This window comes from Hydrogenophaga flava NBRC 102514, from assembly GCF_001571145.1.
Taxonomy (GTDB): domain Bacteria; phylum Pseudomonadota; class Gammaproteobacteria; order Burkholderiales; family Burkholderiaceae_C; genus Hydrogenophaga; species Hydrogenophaga flava.
Genome location: NZ_BCTF01000002.1, coordinates 1 through 13,410, shown reverse-complemented (window position 1 = coordinate 13,410; position 13,410 = coordinate 1). Strand labels below are relative to the sequence as shown.

At 66.2% G+C, this 13,410-nt stretch carries 12 protein-coding genes and 3 tRNA genes; 5 read left to right on the top strand and 10 right to left on the bottom strand.

Annotated features, from left to right (window positions below; genetic code table 11):
* Positions 1-49: 49 nt before the first annotated feature.
* Genes HFL01S_RS01815 through HFL01S_RS01805 form a run of 3 tightly spaced genes read left to right on the top strand, consistent with a single transcriptional unit; the run spans position 50 to position 3,072 of the window.
* Positions 50-1,594 (top strand): DNA-3-methyladenine glycosylase 2 family protein, encoded by a 1,545-nt coding sequence (locus HFL01S_RS01815; protein WP_066254605.1) that lies wholly within the window; start codon positions 50-52, stop codon positions 1,592-1,594.
* Entirely contained in the window at positions 1,578-2,162 is a 585-nt protein-coding gene (locus HFL01S_RS01810) for a methylated-DNA--[protein]-cysteine S-methyltransferase (RefSeq protein ID WP_066253873.1), read from the top strand. Before HFL01S_RS01815 ends, HFL01S_RS01810 begins: the two co-directional genes overlap by 17 nt.
* A 4-nt stretch (positions 2,163-2,166) precedes the next feature.
* Positions 2,167-3,072 carry a DMT family transporter gene (locus tag HFL01S_RS01805; RefSeq protein WP_066253871.1) on the top strand — a complete coding sequence of 302 codons (906 nt, stop codon included), beginning with the start codon at positions 2,167-2,169 and terminating at the stop codon, positions 3,070-3,072.
* A gap of 82 nt (positions 3,073-3,154) precedes the next feature.
* Here HFL01S_RS01805 and HFL01S_RS01800 read toward each other — a convergent pair.
* The 10 genes from HFL01S_RS01800 to pip form a co-directional block, all read right to left on the bottom strand.
* A tRNA-Asp gene (locus HFL01S_RS01800) sits at positions 3,155-3,231 on the bottom strand.
* A 54-nt stretch (positions 3,232-3,285) separates the two neighbouring features.
* A tRNA-Glu gene (locus HFL01S_RS01795) sits at positions 3,286-3,361 on the bottom strand.
* Positions 3,362-3,420: 59 nt separating this feature from the next.
* Positions 3,421-3,496 (bottom strand) — tRNA-Ala (locus tag HFL01S_RS01790).
* An 85-nt stretch (positions 3,497-3,581) separates the two neighbouring features.
* Positions 3,582-4,964, bottom strand: a complete 1,383-nt coding sequence (gene gltX, locus HFL01S_RS01785; RefSeq protein ID WP_066253868.1) for a glutamate--tRNA ligase — start codon at positions 4,962-4,964, stop codon at positions 3,582-3,584.
* A 16-nt stretch (positions 4,965-4,980) separates the two neighbouring features.
* Positions 4,981-6,195, bottom strand: coding sequence for an O-succinylhomoserine sulfhydrylase (locus tag HFL01S_RS01780; protein ID WP_066253865.1), 1,215 nt, complete (start codon positions 6,193-6,195; stop codon positions 4,981-4,983).
* A gap of 6 nt (positions 6,196-6,201) precedes the next feature.
* A complete protein-coding gene (purF, locus tag HFL01S_RS01775) occupies positions 6,202-7,707 on the bottom strand; it encodes an amidophosphoribosyltransferase (RefSeq protein ID WP_066253863.1) in 1,506 nt (501 codons plus the stop codon).
* Between the two features lie 33 nt (positions 7,708-7,740).
* Entirely contained in the window at positions 7,741-8,226 is a 486-nt protein-coding gene (locus HFL01S_RS01770; RefSeq protein ID WP_066253860.1) for a CvpA family protein, read from the bottom strand.
* 31 nt (positions 8,227-8,257) lie between these two features.
* Positions 8,258-8,947, bottom strand: coding sequence for an SPOR domain-containing protein (locus tag HFL01S_RS01765; RefSeq protein WP_066253857.1), 690 nt, complete (start codon positions 8,945-8,947; stop codon positions 8,258-8,260).
* A 34-nt stretch (positions 8,948-8,981) separates the two neighbouring features.
* Positions 8,982-10,331 carry a bifunctional tetrahydrofolate synthase/dihydrofolate synthase gene (gene folC, locus HFL01S_RS01760; protein WP_245644718.1) on the bottom strand — a complete coding sequence of 450 codons (1,350 nt, stop codon included), beginning with the start codon at positions 10,329-10,331 and terminating at the stop codon, positions 8,982-8,984.
* 36 nt (positions 10,332-10,367) lie between these two features.
* A complete protein-coding gene (gene pip, locus HFL01S_RS01755; RefSeq protein ID WP_066253849.1) occupies positions 10,368-11,315 on the bottom strand; it encodes a prolyl aminopeptidase in 948 nt (315 codons plus the stop codon).
* 46 nt (positions 11,316-11,361) lie between these two features.
* On the opposite strand from pip, the gene HFL01S_RS01750 reads away from it, so the two are divergent.
* Together HFL01S_RS01750 and HFL01S_RS01745 are read left to right on the top strand one after the other, a co-directional pair.
* Complete coding sequence (locus tag HFL01S_RS01750; protein WP_066253847.1) at positions 11,362-11,721, top strand: arsenate reductase; 360 nt, start codon at positions 11,362-11,364, stop codon at positions 11,719-11,721.
* Between the two features lie 90 nt (positions 11,722-11,811).
* A partial coding sequence (locus HFL01S_RS01745) for a trypsin-like serine peptidase (protein ID WP_157538735.1) occupies positions 11,812-13,410 on the top strand: 1,599 nt, incomplete at its 3' end.

Below are 13,410 nucleotides of genomic sequence, written 5' to 3'. Positions count from 1 at the left end.
GTCCGGAAATGGCCAGTCGCCAATTGGCAAAACACCTACCATGGCAGCCATGAACCGCCCTGCACCGCTCGACGCCGACGCTCTCTACCGGGCACTGGGCGCGCGCGATGCCCGTTTTGACGGGCGTTTCTTCACCGGCGTCACCTCCACCGGCATCTACTGCCGCCCGATCTGCCGGGTCCGCACACCCAAACGCGACAACTGCGTGTTTTTTGAGCATGCCGCCCAGGCCGAACAGGCCGGCTTCCGGCCCTGCCTGCGCTGCCGGCCGGAGCTGGCGCCGCGCGATCGCCACTGGTCGACCGAGGACGCCGGGGACATCCTGATCCGCCAGGCCACCGCCCTGCTCGACACACCGGAGACCTGGAACACGGGAGCGGATGAACCACCGCTGGAGCAGCTGGCGGCTCGGCTGGGGGTAAGCGGGCGCCACATCCGCCGCCTGTTTGAAGCCCGGCTGGGCGTCTCGCCTCTGCAGTACCTGCAGACGCAGCGTCTGCTGGCCGCCAAACAGATGCTGGCCGACACCGACCTGCCCGTGGCCCAGGTGGCCCTGGCCGCCGGATTCAGCAGCCTGCGCCGATTCAACGATGCCTTCGTGGGCCGCTACGGTCTCAACCCGACCCAGCTGCGGCGCAGCCGGTCGACCGGCTCGGCCGGGGCCACCCGGGCGCCGGCCGAGGTGCGGCTCTCCTGGCGGCCGCCCTACCGGGTGCAGGACGTGCTGCGCTTCTTCGCCGACCGGGCCCTGCCGGGGCTCGAAGTGGTCGACCTGGTGCAACAGACCCTGGTGCGAACGTTGCGCCTCGCGGTGCGGGGCACGGTGGCGAGCGGCTGGCTGCACATCCGCTTCCTTCCGGACGAGCACCGCATCGGTCTGCGGGTCAGCGAGGGCCTGCTGCCGGCACTGCCCGCGGTCATCGACCGCGTGCGCGCGGCCCTGGACCTGGACGCCGATCCGCAGGCCATCGACCGCGTACTGCACCCTGATTTTCCCCACAGCGACGGCATGCGCGTGCCCGGCACCTTCGACGGCTTCGAGCTGGCGGTGCGGGCCGTGCTGGGCCAGCAGGTGACAGTGGCGGCGGCCCGCACCCTGTGTGGCCGCTTGCTGGAACGCCTGGGTTCCCCGCTGGCCGACGGTCCACCGGGTCTGCAGCGCCTGTTCCCCACGCCCGGGACGCTCGCCGAGGTCGATGGGCAGCTGCTGGGCGAGATCGGGATCGTGCGCCAACGCCAGCAGGCAATCCTCGCGCTGGCGCGCGCGGTGGCGGACGGCCGCCTGGTGCTCGACAGTCGTGCCGACCCGGCATCGACGCTGAAAAGCCTCGAAGCGCTGCCCGGCATCGGCCCCTGGACGGCCCAGTACATCGCGATGCGGGCCCTGCGCTGGCCCGACGCATGGCCCAGCGGCGACGTCGTGCTCCTGCAGGCGCTGGGGCTGCGGAACCTGCCCGCCTCCACGGCCCGACGGGAAGCCGAACGCATCGCTCGGCGCTGGCAGCCCTGGCGCAGCTACGCCGTGATACGCGCCTGGGCCACGCCCCCCCGTTTCAACGTTCCTGAGGAGATTCCCGATGAACACCACACATGACCGCCGTGTCCAGACCATCGTGGGCAGCCCGCTGGGCGATCTGCGGCTGGTGGCCAGCGCCAATGGACTCGCCGGCCTCTGGTTCGTACAACGGCAACGCCACGAGCCGCCGGCTGAGCGTCTGGCCGCCTGGCCCACCGTGGCGTCGCACCCGGTGCTCGACGCCGCGGCGCGGCAACTGGACGAGTACTTCCAGGGACTGCGCCAGTGCTTTGATCTGCCTCTGGATCTGGAGCAGGGCACACCATTCCAGCGCACCGTCTGGCAGGCCATGCGGGAGATTCCAGCCGGCGCCACCACGAGCTACGGCGCTCTGGCCGCCGGCCTTGGCAAGCCCCAGGCGGTGCGCGCGGTGGGCGCCGCCGTTGGTCGCAATCCGTTGAGCATCGTGGTGCCTTGCCACCGGGTGGTGGGCGGCAACGGTTCACTGACGGGGTACGCCGGTGGTCTGGACCGCAAGCAGGCGCTGCTAAAGCTCGAACGCGCATTGATCGACAAAGCGCATCAATGGCCCGAGCGAACATCATCAACGCTTCAGCCCTCCACAAGGCCTTTGCCGGCACACTGAGTCCATGTCGCCCGCACTCATTCTTGAATTTTTCCTGCTCGCCGCCCTCTGGGGCTCCTCCTTTCTCTTCATGCGATTGGGCGCAGCGGAGTTCGGCGCCCTGCCCACAGCCGGCTTGCGGGTGGCGTTCGCGGCGCTGTTCCTGCTGCCGGTGTTCCTGCTCAAAGGCGTCTGGGCCGACTTCCGCCAGCGCGCCCGGCTCATCCTCTTCGTGGGTCTGCTCAACTCGGGCATCCCCTTCGCCCTGTTCGCGTACGCGGTCATGCACATCAGCACCGGCCTGACCTCGATCCTGAACGCCACGGTGCCACTGACCGGGGCCCTGGTGGCCTGGGTATGGCTCAAGGACCGGCCCGATGCCTGGCGAGCCACCGGCCTGGCCATCGGCTTCGTGGGCGTCTGCCTGCTGGTGATCGGCAAGTCCGGCTTCAGCCTGGCATCGGGAGCCGCCTCTGCAGGACAAGCCCTGCTGGCCATGCTGGCCTGTCTCGTCGCCACGTTCTGCTACGGGCTGGCGGCCAGCTTCACAAAACGCCACCTCACCGGCGTCCACCCGCTGGCCACCGCTTCGGGCAGCCAGATCGGCGCTGCACTGGGACTGGCGCTGCCCACGTTGTGGCTGTGGCCGGATCAGCCCGTCAGCACCGGCGCCTGGGGCGCGCTGGTCGCCGTGGCCCTGCTGTGCACCTCGCTCGCGTACGTCCTGTTCTTTCGAATCATTGCCCAGGCAGGCCCCAGCAAGGCGCTCACCGTGACCTTCCTGGTGCCCGTGTTCGCGCTGATCTACGGGCGCATTTTTCTAGACGAAGCCATCACCCCATGGATGATCGGCTGCGGCCTCATCATCATGGCAGGCACGGCCCTGTCGACCGGACTGCTGAAACGGCGGCCGCAGGTCAGCAGCGTGTAAAAGCACGCAGCAGATACGCCGGGTGTGCATTGCGGAAATGAAAAAGCCGTTCAGACCAGAGATCTGAACGGCTTATCAAAACTGGCGGAGTGGACGGGGCTCGAACCCGCGACCCCCGGCGTGACAGGCCGGTATTCTAACCAACTGAACTACCACTCCGCAGTGGTGCAGCTTTTGCCTTCTGCTCTCGCATCAGGCCAAGTGCCACAAACTTGGCGACCCTACGGGGATTCGAACCCCGGTACTCACCGTGAAAGGGTGATGTCCTAGGCCTCTAGACGATAGGGTCAAAACCTAAGAACCGAACTGTGCATTGTAGCAAAACCACGCTGCCCAATTCTTCAATTTTGGTGGAGGTAAGCGGGATCGAACCGCTGACCTCTTGCATGCCATGCAAGCGCTCTCCCAGCTGAGCTATACCCCCACGAAATCCATTTCTGGGATGCTGACTCTGCTTTGTTGCGAACAACTCAGTGTGAATCAGCAAGACTCAAATTATAGACCATTTTTCAGGCCTTCTGCAACCTCTCCAAAACTGTTTGACGATTTTGCAGTTCCAGCACCGCATCGAGCGAAGGCGTCTGGGCCGTGCCCATCACGAGCACGCGCACCGGCATGGCCAGTTGCGGCATCTTCAGGCCATGCGCCGTGATGGTCTCCTTGATCGCAGCAGAGAGGCTTGCCTTGTCCCAGGCGCAGTCGACCAGCTTGTCGGTCAGTGTCTGCAACGCAGGACGAACCACATCGGTGATGTGTTGCGTGCGCTCGGCGTCCGAAGGTGTCACGTCGGTGTAGAAGGCCGCTGCCCAGCCGGCCAGAGCGACCGTCGTGTCGCAGCGGTCCTTGAAAAGACCACAGATGCGGGGCAAACGTTCGTCAGCGGCGATGCCACGCTTGGCCAGTTGCTCAGCCACCAGCGCCGACAGCGCTGCGTCGTCCATGGCCTTGAGGTGTTGCGCGTTCACCCAGCGCAGCTTGGCTTCGTCGAAGCGGCCGGCGCTGCTGCCCAGGTGGTCGAGGTTGAACCACTGCAGGAACTGCTCGCGGCTGAATATCTCGTCGTCGCCGTGGCTCCAGCCCAGGCGCGCGAGGTAGTTCACCATTGCGTCGGGCAGATAACCTTCGTCGCGGTACTGCGTGACCGGCTTGGCGCCGTTGCGCTTGCTCATCTTCTCGCCCTGCTCGTTGAGCACGGTGGGCAGATGGGCGTAGACCGGCGGCTCCTTGTCCAGGGCACGGAAGATGTTGATCTGGCGCGGCGTGTTGTTGACATGATCGTCGCCACGGATCACGTGGGTGATCGCCATGTCGATGTCGTCCACCACCACGCAGAAGTTGTATGTGGGTGTGCCGTCGGGGCGCGCGATCACCAGGTCGTCGAGTTCTTCGTTGCTGAACTCGACGCGACCTTTGACCTTGTCTTCCCACACCACCGAACCGCCCTGCGGGTTCTTGAAGCGCAGCACGGGTTTGACGCCTTCTGGAACCGGCGGCAGCACCTTGCCCGGCTCGGGCCGCCAGGTGCCGTCGTAGCGAGGCTTTTCCTTGTTGGCCATCTGGCGTTCGCGCAGCGCATCCAGCTCGGCCACGCTCATGTAGCAGGGGTAGACCAGCCCTTTTTCAACCATATCGGCCAGCACTGCCTTGTAGCGGTCCATGCGCTGCATCTGGTAGAACGGCCCTTCGTCGTGGTCCAGGCCCAACCACTTCATGCCTTCGATGATCACGTCCACCGCGGCCTGCGACGATCGCTCCAAGTCGGTGTCTTCGATGCGCAGGATGAAGGTGCCACCGGTGGCACGGGCAAACGCCCACGGGTAAAGCGCGGAGCGGATGTTGCCCAGGTGGATGAAGCCGGTGGGCGACGGCGCGAAACGGGTGCGAACGGTCATGGGAGAAAAAGAAAAGTCAGAGGCTGGAGAGCCCGCGATCCAGGTCGGAACGGATGTCGTCCAGGTGTTCGAGGCCGACGGCGACGCGGATGAGGCCCTGGCCGATGCCGGCGGCCTGGCGCTGCGCTTCAGACAGTTTGCCGTGCGAGGTACTGGCGGGGTGGGTACACAGGGTCTTGGTGTCGCCGAGATTCGTGCACAGCGACAGCACTTGCAGCGTATCGAGCACATGAAAGGCGCGCTGGCGCGCCTGCTCGGGGCCCGCCGCCTTCACGTCGAAGGACAGCACAGCGCCACCGATGCCGTTCATCTGGCGCATGGCCAGTTCGTGCTGCGGGTGACTCGCCAGGCCGGGGTAATACACACGAGCCACGGCGGGGTGGGCCTCCAGCCATTGCGCCAGCGCCAAGGTCTGCGCACTCTGGGCCTTCATGCGCAGGTCCAGCGTCTCCAGCCCCTTGAGCACGACCCAGGCGTTGAACGGCGACAGCACCATGCCGGAGTTCTTCTGCACTGGCAGAAATTTCTCGCGCACCATGGCTTCGGTGGCGCACAGGGCTCCGGCCATGACGCGGCCCTGGCCGTCCAGGTACTTTGTGCCGGAGTGCATGACGATGTCGGCACCCAGCGCGATGGGGCGCTGCAGTGCGGGCGTGGCGAAGCAGTTGTCCACCGCCAGAAGCGCGCCGGCGTTGTGCGCCAGTTCGGCCAGGGCCGCGATGTCGCACACCTCGCCCAGCGGATTGGTGGGCGTTTCGGCAAACAGCAGCCGCGTAGTGGGCCGCATGGCGGCGCGCCAAGCCTCGAGGTCGGTCTGCGGCACCACCGAGGTTTCCACGCCGAAGCGCCCGAACTCCGAGCCAATCAGCTTGAGCGTGGAGCCGAACATGGACTGCGAAATGATTACGTGGTCACCCGCTTTGAGCAGGCTGAAGCACATCAGCATGACGGCGGCCATGCCCGAGGCGGTGGCCATGCAGGCCTCGGCGCCCTCCATGGCAGCCAGTCGCATTTCGAAGCTGGTGACCGTGGGATTGCCCGAACGGCCGTAGGTGTAGCCGTCTTCCTCGCCGGCAAAGCGGCGCGCCGACTCTTCGGCGGAAGGCTGCACATAGCCACTGGTCAGGAACAGGGCCTCGGAGTTCTCGCCGTACTGGCTGCGCTCGGTCGCCAGCCGCACCGCCAGGGTTTCGCGGTGCAGAGCCTCTGCGGATTTCGCGTTCGATGACATAACGGATCAGGCGGTCTGGGCGTTGGGCAGGGCCAGGCGCGAGCTGTCTTCCTGACCCTCTTCGGTCTGGTCGCGGCCCTGGTTCATGCGGGCAATGGTCTCGGGCGTGATGTCGCCCGTGACATAGACGCCATCGAAGCACGATGCGTCGAAACCGGCCAGCTTCGGATTGAGCGCGGCGATGGCCTGCTTCATCGCATCCACGTCCTGGTAGATCAGCGCGTCGCAACCAATGAGTTCGCGGATCTGCTCAACCGTGCGGTCGTGCGCCACCAGCTCCGTCGCGGTGGGCATGTCGATGCCATACACGTTGGGGAAACGCACCGGCGGTGCGGCGCTGGCCATGTAGACCTTGCGCGCACCGGCGTCGCGCGCCATCTGCACGATCTCTTTGGAAGTGGTGCCGCGCACGATGGAATCGTCCACCAGCAGCACGTTGCGGCCCTTGAATTCGCTGGCAATCACGTTGAGCTTCTGCCGCACCGACTTCTTGCGCACACCCTGGCCGGGCATGATGAAGGTGCGGCCGACGTAGCGGTTCTTCACGAAACCCTCGCGGTACGGCAGACCGAGGATCTGGGCCAGCTCCATGGCGCTGGGGCGCGAAGATTCCGGGATCGGGATGACCACGTCGATTTCATTCGGCGGCACGGTGGACACCAGCCGCTTGGCCAGGGTCTTGCCCATGTTCAGGCGGGCCTGGTAGACCGAAATGCCGTCGAGCACCGAGTCCGGCCGCGCCAGGTAGACGTATTCGAAGATGCAGGGGTTGTGGCTGACCTTATCCGCACACTGCTCGAAGCTGGCCTGGCCGTCCAGGTCGATGAACACGGCTTCGCCAGGCGCCACATCGCGCTCCAGCTCAAAGCCGTTGCCCTCAAGCGTGACCGATTCGCTGGCGACCATGCGGGCACCATCGGCGCTGCGACCGATGCACAGCGGACGGATGCCGAAGGGGTCGCGGAACGCCAGCAGGCCGTGGCCCGCAATCAGGGCGATCACGGCATACGAACCCTTGATGCGCCGGTGCACGCCACGCACCGCAGCGAACACATCGGCCGGCTTGAGCGACGCCCCGCGGGTGGACTTTTCCAGTTCGTGCGCGAGCACGTTGAGCAGCACCTCGGAGTCGCTCTCGGTGTTGATGTGGCGGTGGTCGGTCTGGAACAGCTCCTGCTTCAGACCCTGGGCATTGGTCAGGTTGCCGTTGTGCACCATCACCAGGCCAAACGGCGCGTTGACGTAGAACGGCTGGGCCTCTTCCTCGCTGAAGGCGTTGCCCGCGGTGGGGTAACGCACCTGGCCCAGGCCCACATTGCCCGGCAGCGCGCGCGTGTTGCGTGTGCGGAAGACGTCACGCACCATGCCCTTGGCCTTGTGCATGAAGAACTTGCGCCCTTGCTGGGTCACGATGCCGGCGGCATCCTGCCCCCGGTGCTGCAGCAGCAACAGGGCGTCGTAAATCAGCTGATTGACAGGCGCCTGGCTCACCACGCCCACGATTCCACACATGATTGGATCCTCAACGAAACAAAGACTGTCGACTCAGGCCAGGTACCGGGCCACCGGCTCGGGAAGCAGCGGCCGGAGGGCCTGCAGGCTGTCACCCAGCACCTGCGCCACTGCGGACGTCTGCCAGGCCTGTTGCGACTGGAGCGGAGTCATTCCCACCACCACCGCCACCGCCAGCAGCACCACCGCGCCGCGCAGCAGGCCAAACACACCGCCCAGCACGCGGTCAATGGGACGCAACCCCACGGCCGCCACCATTTTTTTCACCAGCCACGCCACAAACCCGCCCGCAAACGCGCAGGCCACAAAAACCAGGACGAATGCCACCGCGATGCGCAGTGCCGCGGAGAGCCCGTCCAGCGGCAGCAGGTGCGCCACCTCTCCTGCATAAGCCTGAGCCAGCACGAACGCCGCCACCCAGACCATCAAAGAAAGCACTTCGTACACCAGTCCACGCCACATGCCCACCACGGCCGACAAAAGCAGCACGAACAGCAACAAACCATCCACTGCGTTCATGTCGCCGCCCCCAGGTCCCAGGCCGAAGCCATCACAACCAGAGCAAGGCCGTCGACAGGCCCAGCGCCTTGGCGCGCTCAGCGGCCTTTTCGGCCTCTGCACGCGTGGCGAAAGGCCCCAGACGGACCCGGATGCGGCGCCCCTGCGCGGTCTCGGCCACATGGGTGTAGGTCTTGAGCCCGGCCCGCTCCAGCCTCAGCCGGGCCTCGCGGGCACGCTCGACTTCCGAAAAGGCACCCACCTGCACCACGATGCGCTCGTTGCCGGTGGCGGCCTTGTCGGAGGGCTTTTCTGGTGGTTTTTCCGTGGCTTTCTCCGCCACGGCCTTCTCGGCCGCAGGCTTCTCAAGCTGGGGCTTCTCTGCAGGCTTTTCAACGGGCTTGTCGGCCGGCTTGGCGACAGCCTTGGGCTCGACCACCTCCTCACGCGCGGCAAGGCTGTCGGCCGTGGCCACAGGCGCAGGCCTGGCTGCGGCAGGCGCAGGAGCCTCGGTCTTGGGCGCAGGGGTTGCGGGCGTGTGGCGGGAGGGAATCTCGATCGGCACGTCGACCGCGATCGGGCGGGGCTGCGTATCGAACAGCAGCGGAAACCCGAGCACCCCCACCAGCACCAGCACGGCCGCCCCGATCAGTCGGTGCCGGGCCCGACGACGCACGGCCTCGATGCTTTGTGGCGGCGGTGAGGCGGTGTGGCCCGCAGAACCGGAACGGGATGTGAGCATGCGGAAATGGGTCCGGCGGAGATCGCGGGGAGGATCAGTTCGCGAGGTGCTTGGCCGCCAGACGCGGCACGCCATCCTTCAGAACACCCCCCACCGTGTGGAAGGAACCAAAGACCACGATTCTATCAGTGGGGTCCGCCTCCAGCACCGCGGCGCGCAGCGCCTCCAGCGGCGACGGATGGCATCCGGCCACCCGCGAGCGCCCGCCCGAAGCCTGGCCGGCGCCGCTGTCGAGCACGGCCGCCAGATCGGCCGCCCGGCTGGCGCGCGGCAGGGGCAGATCGGTGAGGTGCCAGCGATCGATCAGCGGCGCAATGCGCTCCAGCATGGCGGGCAGGTCCTTGTCGGCCATGGCGCCGAACACCGCGTGTGTGACCGGGTAGTAGCCCATGGCGTCGAGGTTCTCGGCCAGCGCGGCCACGGAATGTGGGTTATGGGCGACGTCGAGCACCAGCGCGGGCTCTCCGGGCACGATCTGGAAACGGCCGGGCAGCTCCACCATGGCCAGCCCGTTGCGGACGGCCTGAGCCGTCACGGGAAGACGGGGTCGCAGTGCCTCGATGGCGGCCAGGACGCCCGAAGCATTCACCAGCTGGTTGGCGCCGCGCAGGGCCGGGTAGGCCAGACCGCTGAACTTGCGCCCGCCCTGGGACGGGTGCATGGCCCAACCCCACTGCTGCTTGTCACCGGCGAAATGGAAGTCCTTGCCGATGCGCCAGAGCTGGGCGCCGACTTCGAGCGCCCGGTCCAGCACACTCTGCGGCGGCACCGGATCGCTGAGCACCACCGGCCGACCCGTGCGCATGATCCCGGCCTTTTCGTAGCCGATGGCCTCGCGGTCGTTGCCCAGCAGGGCCATGTGGTCCAGCGCGATGCAGGTGATGACGGCGCAGTCCGGGTCGACGATGTTCACCGCGTCCAGCCGGCCGCCCAGGCCGATCTCCAGGATGGCCACGTCGATGCCGCTGTCCGAGAGCGTGCGCAGGATGGCCAGCGTGGTGAACTCGAAATAGGTCAGCACCACGACGCCCTCGTCGCCCGCCCCTCCGTCGCCCAGGCGCGCGCGCTCAACCTCGGCAAAAGCGGGCAGCAGCGTCTCGGCGGCCACCGCCTCGCGGGCCACGCGGCAGCGCTCCTCGAACCGCACGAGGTGCGGGGAGGAATACACACCGGTCCGGTACCCGGCCTCGCTGTAGATGGCCTCCAGCATGGCGCAGGTCGAGCCTTTGCCGTTGGTACCGGCCACGGTGATCACCGGGCAGGGCATGGACAGGCGCATGCGCTGCGCCACCCGCTGCACCCGGTCCAGTCCGAGCTCGATGCCGCTGATGCCCTGGGGATGCTGTCGCTCGCAATGAGCCAGCCACTCGTCTAAGGTGTTCATGGCCGGGATTATCCCGGCCATCACAAGGCCCCGTGCTCAGCCCGCGAAACGGTCGGTGGCTTCGATCAGCCGGTCCAGGATGCCGGGCTCGTTGAACGCGTGGCCGGCATCGGGCACCATGTGGAAGTCGGCCTGCGGCCAGGCGCGGTGCAGATCCCAGGCGGTGCGGGCCGGGGTGCAGGCGTCGTAACGCCCCTGCACGATCACACCCGGAACGCCGGCCAGCTTGTGCGCGTCGCGGATGAGTTGCCCCTCCTCGAACCAGCCATCGTGCACGAAGTAGTGGTTCTCGATGCGCGCGAAGGCCAGCGAGAAGGCGTCGTTGGAGTGTTTGGCGGTGTTGGCCGCGTCGGGCAGCAGGCGGATGGTCTGGCCCTCCCACAGGCTCCAGGCGCGGGCGCATTCCAGCTGCGCCGCCGGGTCGTCGCCGGTCAGCCGCTTCCGGTAGGCGGCGAGCAGGTCGCCGCGTTCGACCTCTGGGATCGGCGCGAGGAAGCCCTCCCACAAGTCGGGAAAGAGCCATGAAGCGCCCTCCTGGTAGTACCAGCGCACCTCGTCGCGGCGCAGGGTGAAGATGCCGCGCACGACCAGTTCGGACACACGCTCGGTGTGCGTCTGCGCATAGGCCAGGGCCAGGGTGCTGCCCCAGGAGCCGCCGAACACCAGCCAGCGATCAAAGCCCATCAGGGCTCGCAGCCGTTCCATGTCGGCCACCATGTGCCAGGTGGTGTTATTCTCCAGCGAGGCCGCCGGCTTCGACCGGCCGCAGCCGCGCTGGTCGAACAGCAGCACGCAGTACTTCTGCGGGTCGAACAGGCGGCGGTGGTCGGGCGAGCAGCCCGAACCCGGCCCACCGTGCAGGAACACCGCCGGTTTGCCTTGCGGATTGCCGCAGAGCTCCCAGTAGATCTGATGGCCGTCGCCGGTGTCGAGCACGCCAGTCCTGAAGGGTTCGATGGGGGGATAGAGGCTGCGCAGGGTCATGGTGAAGTGCGACCTTCACCAAGAGGCCGCGTGACAGAATTCGGGGATGACCACACTCTACGGCATCCCCAACTGCGACACCGTCAAAAAGGCCCGGGCCTGGCTGAACGAGCACGGCGTCGCGCACAGCTTCCACGACTTCAAGAAGCAGGGCGTGCCCGAGGCCGCACTGGACCTGTGGCTGGCCGCCGCGGGCTGGGAAACGCTGGTCAACCGCAAAGGCACCACCTGGCGTGGACTGGACGAGGCCACCCGCCTGGCCGTGGTGGACAACCCGAGTGCGCGCGCCGTGTTGCTGCTGCATCCCAGCCTGATCAAGCGCCCGGTGGTCGGCTGGGCAGACAGCTCGGTCACTGTGGGCTTCGCCCCCCGGGACTGGGCCGGCAGGCTGGGCCGTGTGCGCTGAACATGGCCAGTGCGCGCGTGATTGACTCAGGTCTGACCGAACAATTAAGCACTCTTTTACAATTCAAAACCTATTTCAGGAGGAATGCGAATGCGCTCAAAACATAGGGTTCAACATCATCGACTTGCCGCCCTGCTGGCTAGTCTGTTAATGGCGGCCTGTGGAGGCTCGGGGGAATCGCCAGGCGGCTCCAGCGAGTCGATCTCAAAGGGCAGTGACGTCACTGCCAGCGATCTCGAAAGCAAACAGAGCGCATCCAGCATCAACGCCACCGACGCGGTGCTGCAGAGCGCTGCCCCCAAGGGTGCGGATGCACAGGCCAATCCGGTTGCCAAGGTGAGCATCGATCGGCGTGCCGCGCCCAACCCCGGCATCAGCGTGGATCTGGGCCAGCCCGAAGCTTCGGCCATCGAGAAGATGGAGCGGCACAACCGAAAAGGAAACGGCCTTGAGAGAGCCAAGCGGGTTCAAAACGGATTCGCACGGGACGTGGCCGCCACCAACTCGCGCAAGAGCCTGCAGCAGATCGTCTGGAACACCACAGCCAGCGGCGTGCTGCGGGCCAGCCTGCGCTTCAGCTCCACCGGGGCGGCTGGCTTGCGCCTGGGGATGCTCGTCCAGGCCTTGCCCGACGATGCAGTCCTGCGGGTGTATGCCGAAGGCAGCGCCGACGCCCAAGAGACCACGGGCGCTCACATCAACGCGCGAATCGCCACCGCTGTAAAGGCCGACGGCGACTCGGAGGCCGCCCGCACCTACTGGACGCCGACGACTGTCGGTGAAGCCTCGGTGCTGGAAATCGACCTGCCGGAGGGGAGCCCAACCTCTTCCGTCGTGTTCACGGTGCCCAGGCTCATGCACCAGGCCGTGCTGGCACCCAAGGCCAGCCTGGGCCAGATCGAGCAAAGGTCGGCCTGTCCTGGGGTGACCCCCAATGCCACCTGCACCCTCCCACCCGTGACCAATGCCGTGGGCTCAATGGACTTCGTCGACGGCAGCTCGTCGTATGTCTGCACCGGAACGCTGATCGCCAACCGCGGTGCCACGCAGCAGGGCTATTTTCTGACCGCCAATCACTGCATCAACACGCAAACGGTGGCCAACTCGTTGGATGTCTTCTGGTTCTATCGCAGTAGCGATTGCAACAACAACACCCTTGACCCCACTTACAACTTCTCCACCAACGTCAGTTATAGCGGCGCCAACCTGCGCTATAACAAAACCGAGTTCTCGGGCAGCCTGCGCACACCTGTCGGCACCGACACCTCGTTGCTGGATCTGATCGACACACCGCCTGCAGGAACCATCTATGCCGGTTGGGCATTTCAGCGTGAGGTCGTAGGTGGCAATACGAACTACGTCGACGTACACAGCCCAGGTGGTGAGGTCCTTCGCCGCTCCGACGGACGGCTGATCGGATACGGGTCCGTGCTGAATACCTTTGTTTCCCAGGGCGTCGAGTACTTCAACGTCGACAGTTCCTTCAACACCCAATCCCCGATGTACCAGGTCCGCTGGACCACCGGCATCACCGAAGGCGGAAGCAGCGGCTCGGGCCTGTTCGCCGATGGGACGACCAGCAACCCCCGCATCGTGGGTCAGCTGTGGGGAGGCGGTTCCAGCTGCAACACTACCACCGCTAGCGACTACTTCGGTCGCTTCGACCTCGCCTATGAAAACGGTCTGGTC